Source organism: Jatrophihabitans sp. (assembly GCF_036000465.1).
Lineage (GTDB): Bacteria > Actinomycetota > Actinomycetes > Mycobacteriales > Jatrophihabitantaceae > Jatrophihabitans.
Genome location: NZ_DASYFV010000045.1, coordinates 1 through 17,818, shown reverse-complemented (window position 1 = coordinate 17,818; position 17,818 = coordinate 1). Strand labels below are relative to the sequence as shown.

Sequence of the window (17,818 nt, the reverse complement as noted above, 5' to 3'; positions counted from 1 at the left end):
CCCATGGCCGAGCGACGACTGGTGACACCGCCGCCGGTGCAGATGAACGCCCGGCGCATCGTCGCCGTCGGCACTGCGATCTGGTTCGTCGCATTCGTGGTCCTGCTGCCCTTCTACGGCTGGCTCGGCCGCCACGACCACCGCATCTGGCTCTGGACCTGCCTGGCCGGTTGGCTCCTCGGGATCATCGGCTGGTCGCTCATGATGCGACACCGCTCGATGGGCCGGACGATCTGACCGGCTCCCCGCCGAGCCGACTCAGTTGGCCGTGAGTTCTTCGCCGTCGTCGTAGACGACATCGCCGATCTCGACGACCGGACCCGGGTCGAGTGTCGTCTGGGAGTGTGCCCCGCAGCCGTACTCGACGCTGACGATCTGGCCGTCGGTGTCGGTGACCTCGTTGCCACAGACGCCGAACGCGGCACGCAATGACCCGTTCAGCTGCAGCAGGAACCCGCACGTGCCGCAGGGCGCGGGCGCCTGCCGGGCCATCGGGGAGTCCGGGCCGTGGTCGCCGGCGAACCAGCGATCGGCGGCGTCGAGCCGCCCCTCGCGCGACATGACCTGCTCGCGGCCGAGCCCGAGCTCGAAGGCCACGATCTCCTCGGCCGGGTCGTCGGAGAGCAGGTAGGCCGGGACGAGGCGCGGATCGTTCTCGGGCGGCGGCAGCAGGTCACCCGGGCTGAGGTCGCCGGGCCGCACGCGCTCCTCCCACGGCACCCAGGTGGGCGCGAGCAGCGCGCCGTCGCCGGGCAGCAGGACGACCTCGTCGACGGTGACGGTGCGGCTGCGCGGGGCGCGGGCCACCGTGACCGCCCAGTACCAACCGCCGTAGCCCGGCATCGTGGCCGCGAAGGCGTGGGTGACGACCCGCTCGCCTTCGGCGCGGACGCCGAGGTGCTCGCCCACGGACTCCTCACCCACGGCCACCGCAGCCGCGCGGGCCGGCTCGACGGCGGCGGCGAGCACGACGTCCGGCGCGGCCTCGCGGACGGCAATGTCGGCGGCGGCGTCGGCGTCCGTCGGGTCGGCGGACGCTCGGTCGGAGGTCTCGGGGCTCGTCACGCCACCATTCTCGCCGATGTCGCGGCGTTCGCCCACCGCGCCCCCCTTCCGGGACGGATCAGGTGAGGCAGGATGGACAGGTGGCCAAGCCCCGCGACGAGCAACCGCGCAAGCGGTTCTCGAAGTCTGGCCACACCTCGCACCAGCCGCGGGTGGCGCCCGGCACCGCACCGCCGGGCTACCTGCCCCCGCCGCCGGTGCACTACGACCCGCCGCCGTACCAGCCGCCCCCACCACCGCCGCCGCACTACGACGACGGCTACGGCGTGCCCACCTATCACCGGCCGCCGCCGCACCAGCCGCCTGACGGCTACCACTCGCCGCCGACGACCCAGCCCTACGAGACGGCTCCCGAGTCCTCGACCGTCGGGCGCGCCGCCCTGAGCCTCGGCAAGGCCACGCTGTCCGGGACGAACAAGGCCGCCCGCACCGTCACCCGCAAGGTCATCACGGCCAGCAAGTCCGACGGCGCCGAGGAGTCCGGGCTCACCGCGCTGATCTGGAACCAGGTGCTGAGCTACGGCACGGACGCGATGATCACCGTCGCGCTCGCCGGCACCGTCTTCTTCGGCGCCTCGGCCCACGCCCAGCGCGGCAACGTGCTGCTGTACCTGCTCATCACGATGGCGCCGTTCGCGGTCGTCGCGCCGATCATCGGGCCGGCCCTCGACCGGTTGCAGCACGGCCGGCGTTGGACCATGGCGGGCACCGCCGCCGGGCGGGCGATCCTCGCGCTGATCATGGCCGGGCACCCGACCGAACTGCTCGTGCTCTACCCGTGCGCCCTGGGCTCGCTGGTGCTGTCCAAGGCCTACGGCGTCGTGCGGGCGGCGGCCGCACCCCGCCTCGTCCCGCCGGGCATGACGCTGACCGCGGCGAACGCGAAGCTGACCATCTTCGGGTTGGGCTCGACGATCGTGCTCGGCGGCTTCGTCGGCGTCGTCATCAAGCTGACCGGCTCGTACACGGCCGGCCTGGTGGTCACCGCGTTCGGCTTCGCGGCCTGCGCGTTCTTCGCCTTCAAGCTGCCCTCGCAGGTCGACTCCGCGGTGGCGGCGGCGCGCCACCCGCAGGAGCCGATGCGGCCGCGGCGACAGGAGAAGGTGCCGCCGCTGAGCCGCATCCACAGCTGGGCCCGCAAGGGGTTCGACCCGCACCTCGTCATCGCGCTGCAGGGCGAGTCGGTGCTGCGCCTGCTGTCGGGCCTGCTGACGATCTACCTGGCCTTCTACGTCGAGTCGACGTCACACGGGCTCAGCGCCGCGCTCGGCCTCGGCGCGGTGATCGGGGCGGCCGGGGCCGGCAACTTCGTCGGCACCGCGATCGGCACGCGCCTGGCCATGGCCAAGCCCGAGCAGATCATCGTCATCTCGGTCTGCGTGGCCGCCGTCGCCTGCATCGTCGGCGCGCTCACCTTCAGCGTGCTCGTCGCGGTGATCGTCATGTTCGTCTGCGCGGTCACCAACGCGCTGTCCAAGATCGCCCTCGACGCCCTGATCCAGAACGACGTCGTCGAGACGCTGCGCTCGAGCGCATTCGCGCGGTCCGAGACGTTCCTTCAGTTGGCCTGGGTCGTCGGCGCGGCGCTGGGCGTGGCGCTGCCGAGCAAGGGCACCGGCGACGGCGCGCTCGCCTTCGTCGTGGCCGGCGTCGTCTGCGCCGGCGTGGCCGTCGTGGTCGTGCTGCGCAGCCGGGCCATGCTGCGGCACCGTGCGGTGGAGCAGTGGCCCGACCACCCGGGCTCGGTCGTCCGGCCGCCCCGGTGAGGTCGCGCTCGTGAGACTGCTCGTCGTCACCGCGGTCGACGCCGAGCGGGACGCCGTCGTGGCCGGCCTGCCGGCCGGGGCCACCGTGTCGGTGATCGCCGGGGGCGTGGGTCCGGCCGCGGCGGCCGCGAGCGCCGCGGCGGCTCTCGCGGGCGGCGGCTTCGACCTCGCCCTGAGCGCCGGCATCGGTGGCGGCTTCGCGCCGCTCGTCCCCGGCGACATCGCCGTCGCCTCGGCGATCGTCTTCGCCGACCTCGGCGCCGAGTCCGACGGCGGGTTCGTCCCGGTGTCCGAACTCGGGTTCGGCGGCGAGCGCTACGACGTGCCGGCCCGGCTGGCCGTCGAGCTCACCGACCGCACCGGCGGGCATCTCGGCACCGTGCTCACCGTGGCGACCGTGACCGGCTCGGCCGAGCGGGCGAGCGCGCTCGCCGGCCGCTTCCCGGACGCCGTCGCCGAGGGCATGGAGGGCGCCGGCGTGGCCGCGGCGGCCCGGCTCCACGACGTCGCGTTCGGCGAGGTGCGCGCGATCAGCAACGCGGTCGGGCCGCGCGACCGCGCAGCCTGGGAGATCCCCGCCGCACTCGCCGCCCTCGCCCGCGCGGTCGCCGCGATCGTGGGCGCAGAATCGATGTCATGAAGCTGGCCTTCTCGCCCTGCCCGAACGACACCTTCGTCTTCCACGCCTGGGCGCACGGGCTGCTGCCCGACGCCCCGCCGGTCGATGTCACCTTCGCCGACATCGACGTCACCAACACCGCGGTCGAGCGGGGCGAGTTCGACATCGCCAAGGTCTCCTACGCCGCGCTGCCCTGGCTGCTCGACGACTACGCCCTGCTGCCCAGCGGCGGCGCGCTCGGCCGCGGCTGCGGACCGCTGGTTCTCACCCGTGAGCCGCTGCCCGATCTCGACGGACGCACCGTCGCCGTGCCGAGCGAGCGCTCTACGGCCTACCTGCTGTTCCGGCTCTGGGCCGCGGGGCAGCGACCGGCCCGCATCGACGTCGTCCCGTTCGCCTCGATCATGCCGGCCGTGCGCGACGGCGCCTTCGACGCCGGGCTGGTGATCCACGAGGCACGCTTCACCTACCCGTCGTTCGGGCTCAGCGCGCTCGTCGACCTCGGCGAGTGGTGGGAGGGCGACACCGGGCTGCCCATCCCCCTGGGCGCGATCCTGGCCCGCCGCTCGCTCGACGTCGAGGCGCTCGCCGAGGCGGCGCGCGCCTCGGTCGAGTACGCCTGGGCCGACCCGGCCGCCTCGGCCGCCTACGTCGCCGCGCACGCCGACGAGATGGCGCCCGACGTGCAGCAGCGCCACATCGCGCTCTACGTCAACGAGTTCACCCGCGAACTGGGCGACGAGGGTTACGCCGCGGCATCGGCCCTGCTCGACCGCGCGTTCGCCGCCGGTCTCACCCCCGCCAGCCCGCGCCTGCGCTGATTGCTCGCCCGACCCTCGCCCCCACCACCCGGTTGAGTGGCGAGTTCCACCCGTGAGTGGCGCGCAATCACGCGCCACTCACGTCCGTTTCTCGCCACTCAACGAGAGGGGGAGGGGGACGTCAGGCGTCCAGGTTGTCGGCGAAGGCGCGCAGCAGGCCGGCGATCTTGCGGGCCTCGGTGCGGTCGGGGTAACGCCCGCGGCGCAGCGAGTTCGAGGTGCTGTCGAGCAGCTTGATGAGGTCCTCGACCAGGGGGGCCATCTCGTCGGCCGGCTTGCGCACGTTGCGCACCACCGAGGGCACCGGGTCGAGCAGGCGCACCTGCATGGCCTGGTTGCCCTTGCGGCCGGAGACGACGCCGTACTCGACGCGCACGCCGGCCTTCAGCTCGGTCAGGCCGTCGGGCAGCGCGTCGCGGTGGACGAAGACGTCCTCGCCCTCGTCGTTGGAGAGGAAGCCGAAACCCTTCTCCGCATTGAAGAACTTAACCTTGCCGGTAGGCACCGGGGACTCCTCGTTCGCACTGGTCGCAACATACATAGAGGCACCGCGGGCTCGCGGTGCCTCGTGACCTTCTAGGCTACTGCGCCGGGTCCAGCAATTCACAGATGGTTTCGGATGTCCGGTTCGTGCCGGGCGCGCGGCCGGCGGATCGGCGGGCCCGGCAGCGCCGCAGCGCGGCATGGCACACTGGAACATCGCCTCCGACACCTGCACGAAGGGCTCCCCATGGCCGGCACCGCGCCCCGTCTTCCCGAGCAGTTCCGCAAGGACACCCAGGACCCCGACTTCCACGTGTCCGAGCTCGTCTCCGACGCCGCCGGGGCGCACTCGCCCTTCGGCAACACCGAGTTCCCGGTGCCGGTCGAGCAGCTGTTCTACCGGCACCCGACGCCGGCCAACCGCCCGCACCTCGCCGACGGGCGCTGAGCGCCCGCCCCGTGCCCGTCACGCCGGAAGAAGTGCCGGACAGCGCCGAACCGGCACGTCGCGCCACGTCGCTCGTCGAGTGGCTGCGCCGGCGCTCCGACCGCCGGCTCACCCGGCTGCTTCGGCTGCGCCCGGACCTCGCGCTGCCGGCCCCGGCCGACGTCGCCGCCCTCGCGGCCCGGCTGTCCGTCCGCACCTCGACCCAGCGCAGCGTCGACGGCCTGGACGCCCGCACGCTGCGGGTGCTCGAAGGGCTCGTCCTTGCCGCCGGTGACGACGACTCTATCGACATCACTCCGGACGACGACTCCGCCGACGCGCTCGAGGAGCTGTTCGACCGCGTTCTCGTCTGGGGCGACCCCGACCTCGTCCACCTGACCCCGACCGTCCGCGAGGCGGTGGGGCCCTACCCGGCCGGCCTGGGGCGACCGGCCGCGGCGCTGTTCCCCCTCGTCCCGGACAACGCCCTCGTCCCGATCCTGCGCCGGCTCGGGCTGCCACCCACCGCCCAGCCCGCCGCCGGAATCGAGCTCGCCCGTCGCCTGCGCGACCCGGTCACGCTGGCCGAGACGCTCGAGCAGGCCGACGCCGAGGAGCGCGACGTGCTGGCCCGCCTCGCCGCCGGCCCGCCCGTGGGCACCCTGCGCAGCACCCGGCTCGCCGCGGCCGAGGCCGACCAGTCGGCGCCGCACCGGCTCATCAACCGGGGCCTGCTCGTGCCGATCGACACCCAGCGGGTCGAGCTGCCGCGCGAGGTCGGCATCGCCCTGCGGCACGGCCCGCGCTCGGACCTCGACGCGAGCGCCCCCGAGGTGCGGCTCGTCGACCGCACGCCCGACGACCTGGACCGGCTCGGCACGACCGCCGTGCTCGAGGCCCTGCGGCTCGTCGACTCCCTCGCCGAGCTGTGGACGGCGCACGCGCCGGCGCTGCTGCGCTCGGGCGGCATCGGCGTGCGTGAGCTGAAGCGGGCGGCCAAGGAGCTCGCGGTCGACGACACCGTCGCCGCGCTGATCGCCGAGATCGCCTACGCCGCCGGGCTGGTCAACTCGACGAACGGTCCGGAACCGGTGTTCCTGCCCAGCACCGAGTACGACGCATGGCGCCGCCGCGACACCGCCGATCGCTGGACGGTGCTGGCCGCCACCTGGCTCGGCATGACCCGTCAGCCGAGCCTGATCAGCATGCGGGGCGAGCGCGACCGGGTGATCGCCGCCCTCGGGCCGGACGCCGAGCGCGGCACCATCCCGGCGCTGCGCCGCCAGGTGCTCGACCTGCTCACCGCCCTGCCGCCCGGCAGCGCCCCCGCCGACCGGGACGAGGTGCTGGCCCTGCTGGCCTGGCAGCAGCCGCGCCGCGCGTCGGGCCAGCGGGCGGTCGTCGAGGCGATCCTGGCCGAGGCCGACCGGCTCGGCATCACCGCCGCCGGCGGGCTCACCGGCTACACCCGCACCCTGCTCGCCGCCCCGACCGGCCCGGGCCGCACCGGCACGGCCACCAGCGCGGCCGCCGCCGCCCTCGACCGGGCGCTGCCCGCGCCGGTCGACCACTTCCTCGTCCAACCCGACCTCACCGTGGTCGTGCCCGGCCCGCCCGAACCGTCGATGGGCGTCGAGCTGGGCCTGATCGCCGATCTCGAATCCACCGGCGGCGCGAGCGTGTACCGCATCACCGAACGGTCGGTGCGACGCGCGCTCGACGCGGGTCGCACCGGCGAGCAGCTCGGCGGGTTCGTCGCCGCCCGCTCCCGGACCCCGGTGCCGCAGGCGTTGCAGTACCTCATCGACGACGCCGCCCGGCGCCACGGCGTGCTGCGGGCCGGCGCCGCCTCGGCCTACCTGCGCTGCGACGACGAGTCGCTGCTCGCCCGCGTGCTCACCCACAAGGCCACGGCCTCCCTCGACCTGCGGCTCATCGCGCCGACCGTCGTCATCACCGAGGCGCCGGTCACCCGGGTGCTCGACGTGCTGCGCGAGGCCGGTTTCGCCCCGGCGGCGGAGTCGGCCGACGGCGTGCTCGTGACGCTCGGGGCCGAACCGCGCCGCTCGAGCACGCGGCCACCCTCGCGCTCGTTCACCACCCGGGGCGCGGCCGAGACCGACGCCCAGCTCGGCGAACTCGTCCGCCGGTTGCGCTCGGGCGATGCCCTCACGGGGGCCGATGCGCGGGTGCAGGCCATCGCCGCCCAGATCCCGGGGGTCACGTCGGCCGCGACGATGGAGCTGCTGCGCCGCGCCGTGCGCGCGGCCCAGCTGGTCTGGTTCGGGTGCGCCGAGGCCGACGGCACGACGACGGCCCACACGATCCAGCCCATCTCCCTCGCTGCGGGCACCGTGCGCGGCTACGAGCAGGGCCGCCCGGGGCTGGTGTCGTACCCGGTACATCGCATCACCGCGATCCGGGTGCTGGACGACGCCGAGGGCGACCCGGAGACCTCCGAGACCGAGAACTGATCGCGCCGGGCGGCCGCGGAGCGCGCCCCGGCGCGTCGTCTTCAGTGGTTCATGATCGATCCGGGGTGTGCCGGACTGGCCGCGATCACGCGCGAAATGCCCTATTAGCCCCCCGGTTCAGGTAGGTGACCGTCGGTGACCTGACCAGGTACTTCTGCACGACGACGGTCTGCCCGGCCGCCATCGGGTCGGTGCCGGTCTACTTCGACGGCTCGCACCTGAGCTCGACCTACGCCGCGTCGATCGCGCCGTACCTGGAGCCCTGGGTCATGCACGTCGTCTACAGCTGACGGCGCCTACTCGCCGGCGTCACGCACCATCACGCAGAACTCGTTGCCCTCGGGGTCGGCGAGCACGTGCCAGTCGATGTCGCCGCCGGGCGCCCGCAACGACGTGGCCCCGGCGGCCAGGATCGGCTCCACCGACGCCGCCTCCACGTCCCAGTACACCCGGTTGGGCACCGTCCGCGGCTCGGCGACCGCGACGAAGTCGAAGGTGAAGTCCATGCCGGGGACGTTGCTCACCTCGGTGTGCTCGGCACACGTGTCGACGTACTTGCCGCCGAGCACGGCGACCCAGAACCGGGACACGACCGCCGGGTGGACCGCGTCGACCACCAGCCCGTGCAGTCGCGGTTCGGGCGGCCCGGGCCGGAGGAACGCGCAGAACTCGGCCCCCTCGGGATCGGCCATGATCGTCCAACGCCGGTCGTCGCCCTCGGGCACGAGCACCGTCGCGCCGAGCGCCTCGAGGTGTCCGAGCTCCTCGGCGTAGATGTCGAGGTGCACCCGGTTCTTCACCGACTTCGGCGCGTCGACCCGGTTGATCCACAGCACCGGGTGCCGGGCCGCGCCGTAGACGCCGCCCTCGCCGTTGCCGTCGGGCTGCCAGGTGCGGTCGAGGGCGGCGGCCCAGAAGCGGCCGACCTCGTCCGGGGCGACCGCGTCGAGGCAGATCTTGGTGAACCGGGCGCGGGGCGTCATGTCGCCAGCCTAGGTAGCCGCGACAGCGGAACACCCACAGCCGGGCCGATGTTTGCGACAATGGACAGTCGCCCTGACGAAGTCGATGCGAGGAGTGAGTGCGTGACCGACGGACCGTTGATCGTCCAGTCCGACAAGACTTTGCTGCTCGAGGTCGACCATCCCCTGGCCAAGGAGGCGCGCGGAGCCATCGCGCCGTTCGCCGAGCTCGAGCGCTCGCCCGAGCACGTGCACACCTACCGGTTGACGCCGCTGGGGCTGTGGAACGCCCGCGCCGCCGGGCACGACGCCGAGCAGGTGGTCGACGCGCTCGTGCGCTACTCGCGCTACGCCGTCCCGCACGCGCTGCTCGTCGACGTCGCCGACACCATGGACCGCTACGGCCGGCTGCAGCTGGTCAAGCACCCGGTGCACGGTCTCGCGCTGGTCAGCCGCGATCGAGCTGTGCTCGAAGAGGTGTTGCGCCAGAAGAAGATCGCCCCGATGCTCGGCGCCCGCGTCGAGGACGACACCGTGGTCGTGCACCCGTCCGAGCGGGGCCACCTCAAGCAGGCGCTGCTGAAGGTCGGTTGGCCGGCCGAGGATCTCGCCGGTTACGTCGACGGCGAGGCGCACCCGATCACCCTCGACCAGTCCGACTGGTCGCTGCGCGACTACCAGCAGCAGGCCACCGAGATGTTCTGGGCCGGCGGCTCGGGCGTCGTCGTGCTGCCCTGCGGCGCCGGCAAGACGTTGGTCGGCGCGGCCGCGATGGCGCAGGCGCAGGCCACCACCCTGATCCTCGTCACCAACACCGTCGCCGGACGCCAGTGGCGCCGCGAGCTGCTCGCCCGCACCTCGCTGACCGAGGACGAGATCGGCGAGTACAGCGGCGAGCGCAAGGAGATCCGTCCGGTCACCATCGCCACGTACCAGGTGATGACGACGCGCCGGAAGGGCGAGTACCGCCACCTCGAGCTGTTCGACTCGCGCGACTGGGGCCTGATCATCTACGACGAGGTGCACCTGCTGCCCGCGCCGATCTTCCGGCTCACCGCCGACCTGCAGTCGCGCCGCCGCCTCGGCCTGACCGCCACCCTCATCCGTGAGGACGGCCGCGAGGGCGACGTGTTCTCCCTCATCGGTCCGAAGCGCTACGACGCGCCGTGGAAGGACATCGAGAACCAGGGCTGGATCGCTCCGGCCGATTGCACCGAGGTGCGGGTGACGCTCACCGACGCCGAGCGGATGGCCTACGCGACGGCCGAGCCCGAGGACCGCTACAAGCTGGCCGCCACCGCGCGGACCAAGCTCAAGGTCATCAAGACGATCGTCGACAAGCACCCGGCCGACCAGGTGCTCGTCATCGGCGCCTACCTCGACCAGCTCGACGACGTGTCCGCCGAGCTCGACGGCGCCCCGATCATCCAGGGCTCGACGACGACGAAGGAGCGCGAGCGGCTCTACGACGAGTTCCGCCGCGGCGAGTCGCGCGTGCTCGTGGTGTCGAAGGTGGCCAACTTCTCCATCGACCTGCCCGAGGCGGCCGTGGCCGTCCAGATCTCGGGGACGTTCGGGTCGCGCCAGGAGGAGGCCCAGCGGCTCGGTCGCGTGCTGCGTCCGAAGGCCGACGGCCGGCAGGCGCACTTCTACACCGTCGTCTCGCGCGACACCCTCGACGCCGAGTACGCCGCGCACCGCCAGCGCTTCCTCGCCGAGCAGGGCTACGCGTACACGATCGTCGATGCCGACGACCTGCTCCGCCCGCTGTAACGCCGCTCTCCCGGCGGCGTCGATCCTGTGGTCGCTCTGATCGACGCAACGAACGCTTCCGACGAGGTGCTCTATTCTCAGGCGTTGTGACGAACATGAGCGCCGCGCGGGAGCACGAGGTCCGCCCCGAGGTCGCCGAACTGGTGGCGAAGTACGGCATGCGCCGGGCCGGAGCGCGTCCGCCGATCGTGACGTACACCCGCGAGCTCTGGCAGCGCCGGCACTTCATCACCACGTTCTCGACCGCGAACAACGCCGTCGGCTACTCCGACAGCATCCTGGGCCAGGCGTGGCAGCTGCTCACCCCCCTGCTGAACGTCGCCGTCTACTACCTCATCTTCGGCCTGCTGCTCAAGACGAGCCGCAAGATCGACAACTTCATCGCGTTCCTCGTCATCGGCATCTTCATCTTCACGTTCATCCAGACGGCGATGCTCGGTGGCGCGCGGGCGATCAACGCGAACCTGGCCCTGACCCGGGTGCTGCACTTCCCCCGCGCGGTGCTGCCGATCTCGTCGACTCTCATCGCCCTGCAGCGGCTGCTGTTCTCGATGGTCATCATGCTGCCGATCGTGCTGCTCAGCGGCGAGCCGCTGCGGTGGTCCTGGCTGCTGTTGATACCGGCCATCGCGCTGCAGAGCGTGTTCTGTCTCGGCCTGGCCTTCATCATGGCCCGAATAGGCGCCAAGATCCCCGACACCTCCCAGGTGCTGCCGTTCGTGCTCCGCACCTGGCTCTACGTATCGGGCGTGTTCTTCGCGATCCAGACGGTCGCCAACGGACGGCCGCACTGGGTGAAGCAGACTCTCGAAGCCAATCCGGGTGCGGTCTACATGCAGCTGGTCCGCGAGGCGCTGCTCACCAAGCCACCGTCACACCCGCCGTACCAGTGGACGCTCGCGGTGTTCTGGGCGATCGTGTCCCTCGTGGTCGGCTACATCTACTTCTGGAAGGCCGAGGAGCAGTACGGACGTGTCTGAGCCCCCCATGTTCGCGAGCACCGTCAAGACCGAGGCCCCGCCGACGGTCATCGTCGACAACGTCCACCTCGTCTACCGCATCCGCGGCCGGCACGCCAAGGCCGGCGCACCCGCCGTGGCCAAGCGCATCATCACCCGCGAGAAGGACCCGGGGCTGCGCGAGATCCACGCCGTCCGGGGCGTCACGTTCACCGCGCACGAGGGTGAGGCCGTCGGCCTGATCGGCCCCAACGGCTCGGGCAAGTCGACGCTGTTGCGCGCGATCGCCGGGCTGATGCCGCCGGAGAGCGGCGCCATCTTCACCAAGGGCCAGCCGTCGCTGCTCGGCGTCTCGGCCGCGCTGATGGCCGATATGACCGGCGAGCGCAACGTCGAGCTCGGCTGCCTGGCCATGGGCATGTCTCCGGACGAGGTCAAGGAGAGCTACCAGAGCATCGTCGACTTCGCCGGCATCGGCGAATTCATCACGCTGCCGATGAGCACGTACTCCTCCGGCATGGGCGCCCGCCTGCGTTTCGCCATCGCCGCCGTGCGCTCGCACGACGTGCTGCTCATCGACGAGGCGCTCTCGACCGGAGACGCCGAGTTCCGCCGCCGCAGCGAGACGCGCATCAAGGAGCTGCGGGCCGAGGCCGGCACCGTGTTCCTGGTCAGCCACGGCCTCGGTGTGGTGCGCGAGACCTGCGACCGCGCGATCTGGCTCGAGAAGGGCGAGATCGTGCTCGACGGCGAGGCCGAGGCCGTCGTCGACGCCTACGAGGCCCGGCACGACCCGGAGGCACTGGCCGAGCGGCTGGCCGCGGCCGAGGCGAGCGGGAAGATCCGCTACACCGACGAGTCGTCCTCCATCTGACCGCTCACCCGGCGATCAGCGTCGCGCCGTTCCAGCCGCCCGGTAGGACCTGCACCGCTCCCAGGAGCGGCTGCGTCGGATCACCGGTGTCGCGCGCGAGCCACAGCGTGCCGTCGGGTTTCATCGCCACGACGTCGGCGCGCCCGGTGCGGCCGACGTCGGAGCCGATCAGCCGGTTGAACGACGCCCAACTGCCACCGACCGGCGTGCCGCTGCCGAGCGGGGACCCCGGCCGGTGCTGGTTGGGGTAGAGCACCATCGTGCCGTCACCGCGACGGGCCAGGACGTCGGCCAGGCCGTCGCCGGTGAAGTCCGCGATCAGCAACTGGTCGAAGGCGTTCCACCCCGAGGTACCGATCGGCACCGACGGCCCGTACGGGTGCGTGGCCGATCCGGTGTTCGGGTAGAGCCACAGCGAACCGTCCGGCTTGCGGCCGACGATGTCGGCGCGGCCGTCGCCGGTGAGGTCGCCCGCGACCAGCCGGTCGAAGCCCTGCCAGCCGACCGCCCCGATCGTCGTGCCCGCGCTGAAGGGGTGCCCGGGCGTCCCCGCGTCGAGGTACTCGAGCAACGCGCCGGCGGGCGTGGTCGCGAGCAGGTCGGCCCGTCCGTCGCCGTTCACGTCGCCGGCGAAGACCTGGCTGAACGCCGCCCATCCGCTGGCCCCGACCCGCACTCCGGCCCCGAACGGGTCGGTCCCGGCCGAGGCGAGCAACCAGAGGGAGCCGTCGGGCCGGGTGGCGACGACATCGGATCGCCGGTGCCCGGTCACGTCGCCGGTGCTCAACTGGTCGTACCCGTTCCAGGCCCGGCCGACCGGGCGTCCGCTCACGAAGGGGCGCCCCGGCACACCGGTGTTCGCGTAGTACCAGACGGAGCCGTCGGTGCGGCGGGCGATGAGGTCGGCCGGTGCGTTCGCGACGCCGGTCGGGCCGGCCGAGGCGGACAGCCGGTCGAACCCGTTCCAGCCGCTCGTGCCGACCCGCACGGGGTTGCCGAACGGGCTCGTGGCCACCCCGGTGCCGGCGGCCAGCCAGAGCGAGCCGTCCTCCTTGGTCGCCAGGAGGTCGAGGCGTCCGTCGCCGGTGACGTCGGCGGCGACCAGCCGGTCGAAGACGGCCCAGCCGCCCGGCCCGACGAGCCGGCCCGTGGGGTACGGAGCGGTGTTCGATCCGCTGTTGGCGAAATACCACAGCGTTCCGTCGGGCTTGGTCGCGATCAGATCGGCGCGCCCCACGCCGGTGACCCCGGTCGGCAGGATCCGGTCGTAGGCGTTCCAACCCGTGCCGATCCGCACGGGCGACGTGAACGGCGTGGAAGCGGAACCGTTGTTGCGCTGGAGCGAGAGGGTGCCGGTCGGCGTGGTCGTGAGCAGGTCGGCCCGGCCGTCGCCGGTCACCCCGGCGAGCAGCGTCCGGTCGTAGCCGGACCAGCCGCCGGCAGCGATCCGGGTCGCCGTCGGGTACGGGTTCGGCGGGTTCAGGTCGGGCTGCGACCACAGCGACCCGTCGGGGTGAACCGCGTAGAGGTCGGCCGACACCGGATGGCGCGGCACCATGACCGTCGTCGGTAGCAGGGTGGCGAACGCCGTCCAGCCGTTCCGCCCGATCTCGGTCGCCGGCAGGAACGGGCGGGCGGGGTTGCCGCTGTCGCGGTAGAGCCAGAGCGAGCCGTCGCTGTGGGTCGCGACGAGGTCGGCCCGACCGTCGAGGTCCACGTCGGTGGCGACGATCGTCGGCAACGCGCCCCAGCCCGACCCGGCGATCTGGGTCGAGCTCGCGTAGGGGCGGGCCGGGTTGCCGGTGTTGCCGTAGAGCCACAGCGTGCCGTCGGCGTGCACGACGACCAGATCGGCCCGGCCGTCGCCGTCGACGTCGGTCGCGATGATGCGCGGCAGGCGCTGCCACCCGCTCGACCCGATCTGGGTCGAGGTGCTGTACGGGTGGGCGCTGCCGTCACTGCGCCACAGCCACAGCGTGCCGTCGGGCCGGGTCGTGACCAGATCGGCCCGGCCGTCACCGTCGACGTCGGCGAGCATGATCCGGTCGAACCCGCCCCACCCCGACCCGATCAGGGTGCCGGCCCCGTACGGCAACGCGCTGCCGGTGTTGCGGAACAGCCACAGGGTGCCGTCAGGCCGAGTGGCCACGAGATCGGCCCGCCCGTCACCGTCGACGTCGCCCGACACGACCCGGTTGTAGCTCTGCCAGCCCGAACCGATCGGCTCGCTGTCGGTGTAGGGCGCGGCCGGGTTCGTCGTGTTGCGGTAGTAGGTGAGCGTGCCACCGGGATCGGTCGCGACGAGGCCGCCGGCGTCGTACGGCGCGGCCGGCGCGGCGAACCACGTGTTGTAGTAGACCCAGAAGTTGCGATTGCCGTAGGTGCTGCAGCTGTTGCCGGTGCCGTAGAGCGACGTGAGCGCCGCCGCGTTCGGCTGGTAGGGCGTGTAGTTGTACAGCCCGGCCGTGGCCTGGTTCTGGATGTACACCTGGCTGCCGCCGCACCTCGTGTTCGGGTTGTAGAGCACGTAGCTGCTGCGTCCGGCCACGTAGGTGTAGTTGTTCGGCTGCAGGCGGAAGAGCCGGAACTGCCGCGCGGCGAGATAGACCTGGTTGAAGTAGCCGAAGTACTTCGCGGCGCAGCCGGTCGTGTCGGGGCAGCCGAACCCCATCGGCGACCTGTAGTCCGGCCGCGAGGTCGTGACGAGTCCGGATTCCTTCTGCAGCAGGACGACCAGCACCTCGGGGTTCACCCCGCAGGCCTGCGCGACGTTCACGACGATCGCGGCGGCCGTCTCCCTCGTCCGACCGGTGTAGGCGGCGCACAGCCCGGTCTCGGCCGCCCTCGACGTGGTCGGGGTGGCGTAGTCGCGCAGGCAGACGTAGCCCGCGGCGCAGCCACCGTAGCGCAGCGCGAACAGGCGCTGGACGTCGCTCGTGCTCAGCGTGCCCGCGTTGTAGAAATCGGCGTCGCTGATGATGTTGCCGGCCTTGAACTGCGAGCCCTGCAGCGCTCCCGCCGGCGGCGCCGACCCGAGGCCGACGGCCAGACCGATCGCGACGGCGGCCGCCAGGACCAGCGCGCCGGCTGTCCTCATGCCGGGACCTGGACGGTGAACGGGGCGGACGTCCCCCGCACGGTGACGGAGTGGAACTCGACCGTGCCGGTCCAGGTACCGGCGGCGAGTCCGCCCTGCAGGATCGTGCCGCACTGCATCGAGTTCGCCGCCGGCGCGGCCTGCTTCGAGACCCGTTCGGTCACCCCGTCGCGGGTGAGCACCAGGGTGCAGCCGGCGGCGGGCACGAGCACGCTCGGCACGAAGGCCGCGGCCGACACGGTGTGGCTGCCCCGGTCGTAGCCGGAGTACGTGACGACGACGGTCGCGCGCTTCGGCGGCGCCGTCGTGGCCGGGGCCGACGAGGCAGGGGTCGAGTTCGACGCCGGGGCCGAGCTGCTCGCCGGCGGGCCGGACGCCGAGTCACTCGGCGACGGAACCGAGGCGCGGCCCGGCGGGGACGACGCCGGCGTCGCGCTCGCGGTCGGGTGGGCGGACGAGGACGCCACGCTCGGCTTGCCGGCGGTGGAGTTCGAGCAGGCGCCGAGAGCGAGCGCGGCCAACGGGACGGCGACGCACGACCGGGCGAGACGGGCGCAGGGGGGGCGGCGACCGATGAGCAAGGGGCTCCTCGCGGTGAGCAGCGGGTGATGCCTGCGTGACGGATGTGACGCATGGGAATTGTAGGGTCCATCTCGTCGCAAGAGGAGCCCTCGCGTGAATCGTGCCGATTCGCCAGGATCGGTACCGCTGAGGGTTCGCTGATCGTCGGCCGTACACCGGAGGGGACTTCTTTACCGTGCTTTCAATGACCCGAGGCCGCCTGCTGGCGAAGCGGATCCCCCTGGAAATCGTCGTCTTCGTCGTCGCGGTGATAGCCCGGCTCATCCCGATCATGCGATTCGGCGGCTTCGACGGGAACTACGGCTACGACGCCAGCGTGTACTACGCCGGCTCATCGGCCCTGTTGCACGGCCGGCTGCCTTACCGCGACTTCGTGATGCTGCACCCTCCGGGCATCCTGCTGGCCGACACGCCGTTCGCGGCCCTCGGCCGCCTCACGTCCGATCACATCGGGTTCAGCGCGGCCGTGCTGGCCGCCACCGTCGTGGGCGGGATCAACGCCGTGCTCGTGGTGCGGGTCGCCACGCGACTCGGCCTCGACCGGATGGGTGCCCTGGCCGGCGGCCTGGTGTACGCGCTCTGGTTCGGCTCCATCGCGGCCGAGTATCTGCCGCGGCTCGAGCCGCTCGGCAACCTGCTGATCCTGCTCGGTGGCCTGGCCCTGCTCGCAGCCCACCAGTCGTCCCCCGAGGGCCCGGCCGATTTCCGCCACCGGTGGCTCCTGCCGCTGCTGGGCGGAGCCGCCCTGGGCGGCGCGATCAGCGTCAAACTGTGGTGGGCCGTCCCGATCCTCATTGTGTTCGGCTGGCTCCTCGTGGCCGGGCGCCGGCTCCGCACCGTCCTCGTGGCCGCGCTCGGCGGCGTGGTGGCGGTGGCGCTCATCGACGGGCCGTTCCTGATCGCGGCCCGCTCGACGATGACCAGGATGATCGTCTCCGACCAGCTGGGCCGCACGGCGAACAACACGCACAACCTGCGCGTCCTGAGCTACCTCGCCATCGGCAGTGCCGGGCCGACGGCGCCTCAGGGGATAGCCCTGATCGCCGTCGCCGTGGCGGCGGTGGTCCTGCTCACGCTCGTCGTGCGCGGGTGGCGTCATCGTCCGGCTCGGGTGGCCATCATCCTGCTTGCCGCACAGCTCATCCAGATCGGCCTCCAGCCGTCCTGGTTCACCTTCTACGCCGACTTACTCACCATCGCGCTGTCGCTGACGGTGGCCGCCGGCGTTGCCGCCGCGCCGGAGCGCGCGCCGGACCCCTACGCGCTACCGGACCCCCGGGCGGCGCAGCGACGCCTCCTGGCCCGCCGCGCGGTGCCGGTCGTGGTCGCCGTGACGGCGGTGGCGCTGCTGCCGGGCGGCCTCTCCCCCCAGCTCATCAATGCCTTTCCGCGCCGGCAGCTCACCGCGGCGCTCGCCGGCACTCATTGCGTCCAGAGCGACTCACCGATGGGCCTGATCCAGACGAACACCCTGACGCGCGACCTGCACCTCGGCTGCGAGCTGTGGGTCGACGTCACCGGCAAGCTGTACGACGTCGACCGGCCGGTCGGCAATCCGCGCAAGACGAGCTCCTACGCGCGCTGGCAGACCGACATCGTCCGCTACCTGCGCTCGGGCGATGCGGTGCTGTTCGTGCGGCAACCGGGGGCGATCCGCATCAGCCGGAGCAGCCAGGCCGCGATCAAGCGCGACGGCCTGATCGTCCGGATCGACGGCTACGCCATCTACCGGACGCGCCGCAGCTGACGCCGCCAGGTCGCCCGTAGGGTGGTCCGCCGCGGCAGCATGTCCTCGATGGCGTGGGTGGTGCGTTCGCAGCAACGCCCGTCGCGCTGGGTGAACGTGGCATCGATACGTGCCTGGTACTCCGCCCCGGGCACACAACCGGCCGCCACGATCCCGACCACCTGCTCCA

General features: G+C 72.4%; 18 protein-coding genes. 12 read left to right on the top strand and 6 right to left on the bottom strand.

Annotated elements, in window-relative coordinates; translation table 11 throughout:
• The first annotated feature begins 3 nt into the window (after positions 1 to 3).
• A complete protein-coding gene (locus VGN18_RS14990; RefSeq protein WP_327540510.1) occupies positions 4 to 237 on the top strand; it encodes a DUF2530 domain-containing protein in 234 nt (77 codons plus the stop codon).
• 21 nt (positions 238 to 258) lie between these two features.
• On the opposite strand, the gene VGN18_RS14985 is transcribed toward VGN18_RS14990, so the two are convergent.
• Positions 259 to 999, bottom strand: coding sequence for a DUF3027 domain-containing protein (locus tag VGN18_RS14985; RefSeq protein WP_349259932.1), 741 nt, complete (start codon positions 997 to 999; stop codon positions 259 to 261).
• 146 nt (positions 1,000 to 1,145) lie between these two features.
• Here VGN18_RS14985 and VGN18_RS14980 point away from each other — a divergent pair, with 146 nt between their 5' ends.
• Genes VGN18_RS14980 through VGN18_RS14970 form a run of 3 tightly spaced genes read left to right on the top strand, consistent with a single transcriptional unit; the run spans position 1,146 to position 4,271 of the window.
• Complete coding sequence (locus VGN18_RS14980; protein WP_327540508.1) at positions 1,146 to 2,831, top strand: MFS transporter; 1,686 nt, start codon at positions 1,146 to 1,148, stop codon at positions 2,829 to 2,831.
• A gap of 10 nt (positions 2,832 to 2,841) precedes the next feature.
• The gene (gene mqnB / locus VGN18_RS14975; RefSeq protein WP_327540507.1) at positions 2,842 to 3,471 is read left to right on the top strand and encodes a futalosine hydrolase; all 630 of its coding nucleotides are present in this window, start codon (positions 2,842 to 2,844) and stop codon (positions 3,469 to 3,471) included.
• Positions 3,468 to 4,271: a 1,4-dihydroxy-6-naphthoate synthase gene (locus VGN18_RS14970; protein WP_327540506.1), complete on the top strand. Its 804-nt coding sequence runs from the start codon at positions 3,468 to 3,470 to the stop codon at positions 4,269 to 4,271. The genes mqnB and VGN18_RS14970 overlap by 4 nt, the downstream gene beginning before the upstream one ends.
• 121 nt (positions 4,272 to 4,392) lie before the next feature.
• Here VGN18_RS14970 and VGN18_RS21120 read toward each other — a convergent pair whose 3' ends face one another.
• Positions 4,393 to 4,776 (bottom strand): cold shock domain-containing protein, encoded by a 384-nt coding sequence (locus VGN18_RS21120; RefSeq protein ID WP_349259930.1) that lies wholly within the window; start codon positions 4,774 to 4,776, stop codon positions 4,393 to 4,395.
• A gap of 225 nt (positions 4,777 to 5,001) precedes the next feature.
• Between VGN18_RS21120 and VGN18_RS14960 the strand changes: the two genes are divergently transcribed.
• The 3 genes from VGN18_RS14960 (at position 5,002) to VGN18_RS14950 (ending at position 7,945) form a co-directional block, all read left to right on the top strand.
• The gene (locus tag VGN18_RS14960) at positions 5,002 to 5,202 is read left to right on the top strand and encodes a hypothetical protein (RefSeq protein ID WP_327540505.1); all 201 of its coding nucleotides are present in this window, start codon (positions 5,002 to 5,004) and stop codon (positions 5,200 to 5,202) included.
• 11 nt (positions 5,203 to 5,213) lie between these two features.
• Positions 5,214 to 7,655, top strand: a complete 2,442-nt coding sequence (locus tag VGN18_RS14955) for a helicase-associated domain-containing protein (RefSeq protein WP_327540504.1) — start codon at positions 5,214 to 5,216, stop codon at positions 7,653 to 7,655.
• A gap of 125 nt (positions 7,656 to 7,780) precedes the next feature.
• Positions 7,781 to 7,945: an SGNH hydrolase domain-containing protein gene (locus VGN18_RS14950; protein ID WP_327540503.1), complete on the top strand. Its 165-nt coding sequence runs from the start codon at positions 7,781 to 7,783 to the stop codon at positions 7,943 to 7,945.
• Between the two features lie 6 nt (positions 7,946 to 7,951).
• Here the strand turns inward: VGN18_RS14950 and VGN18_RS14945 are convergent, their stop codons facing one another.
• Positions 7,952 to 8,638 carry a VOC family protein gene (locus VGN18_RS14945; protein WP_327540502.1) on the bottom strand — a complete coding sequence of 229 codons (687 nt, stop codon included), beginning with the start codon at positions 8,636 to 8,638 and terminating at the stop codon, positions 7,952 to 7,954.
• A 102-nt stretch (positions 8,639 to 8,740) separates the two neighbouring features.
• Here VGN18_RS14945 and VGN18_RS14940 point away from each other — a divergent pair, with 102 nt between their 5' ends.
• The 3 genes from VGN18_RS14940 (at position 8,741) to VGN18_RS14930 (ending at position 12,223) form a co-directional block, all read left to right on the top strand.
• Complete coding sequence (locus VGN18_RS14940; RefSeq protein ID WP_327540501.1) at positions 8,741 to 10,390, top strand: DNA repair helicase XPB; 1,650 nt, start codon at positions 8,741 to 8,743, stop codon at positions 10,388 to 10,390.
• 95 nt (positions 10,391 to 10,485) lie between these two features.
• Positions 10,486 to 11,370 (top strand): ABC transporter permease, encoded by an 885-nt coding sequence (locus VGN18_RS14935; protein ID WP_327540525.1) that lies wholly within the window; start codon positions 10,486 to 10,488, stop codon positions 11,368 to 11,370.
• 7 nt (positions 11,371 to 11,377) lie between these two features.
• Complete coding sequence (locus tag VGN18_RS14930; protein WP_349259931.1) at positions 11,378 to 12,223, top strand: ABC transporter ATP-binding protein; 846 nt, start codon at positions 11,378 to 11,380, stop codon at positions 12,221 to 12,223.
• 4 nt (positions 12,224 to 12,227) lie between these two features.
• Here the strand turns inward: VGN18_RS14930 and VGN18_RS14925 are convergent, their stop codons facing one another.
• Together VGN18_RS14925 and VGN18_RS14920 are read right to left on the bottom strand one after the other, a co-directional pair.
• Positions 12,228 to 15,320, bottom strand: a complete 3,093-nt coding sequence (locus VGN18_RS14925) for an FG-GAP-like repeat-containing protein (RefSeq protein ID WP_327540499.1) — start codon at positions 15,318 to 15,320, stop codon at positions 12,228 to 12,230.
• Entirely contained in the window at positions 15,317 to 15,559 is a 243-nt protein-coding gene (locus tag VGN18_RS14920) for a hypothetical protein (RefSeq protein ID WP_327540498.1), read from the bottom strand. Before VGN18_RS14920 ends, VGN18_RS14925 begins: the two co-directional genes overlap by 4 nt.
• A 31-nt stretch (positions 15,560 to 15,590) precedes the next feature.
• Here VGN18_RS14920 and VGN18_RS14915 point away from each other — a divergent pair, with 31 nt between their 5' ends.
• Entirely contained in the window at positions 15,591 to 15,929 is a 339-nt protein-coding gene (locus VGN18_RS14915) for a hypothetical protein (protein ID WP_327540497.1), read from the top strand.
• 157 nt (positions 15,930 to 16,086) lie between these two features.
• Positions 16,087 to 17,649, top strand: coding sequence for a hypothetical protein (locus tag VGN18_RS14910; RefSeq protein ID WP_327540496.1), 1,563 nt, complete (start codon positions 16,087 to 16,089; stop codon positions 17,647 to 17,649).
• On the opposite strand, the gene VGN18_RS14905 is transcribed toward VGN18_RS14910, so the two are convergent.
• On the bottom strand, positions 17,628 to 17,818 hold a 191-nt coding region (locus tag VGN18_RS14905; protein ID WP_327540495.1), incomplete at its 5' end, for a hypothetical protein. The two genes, VGN18_RS14910 and VGN18_RS14905, sit on opposite strands and share 22 nt — an antisense overlap.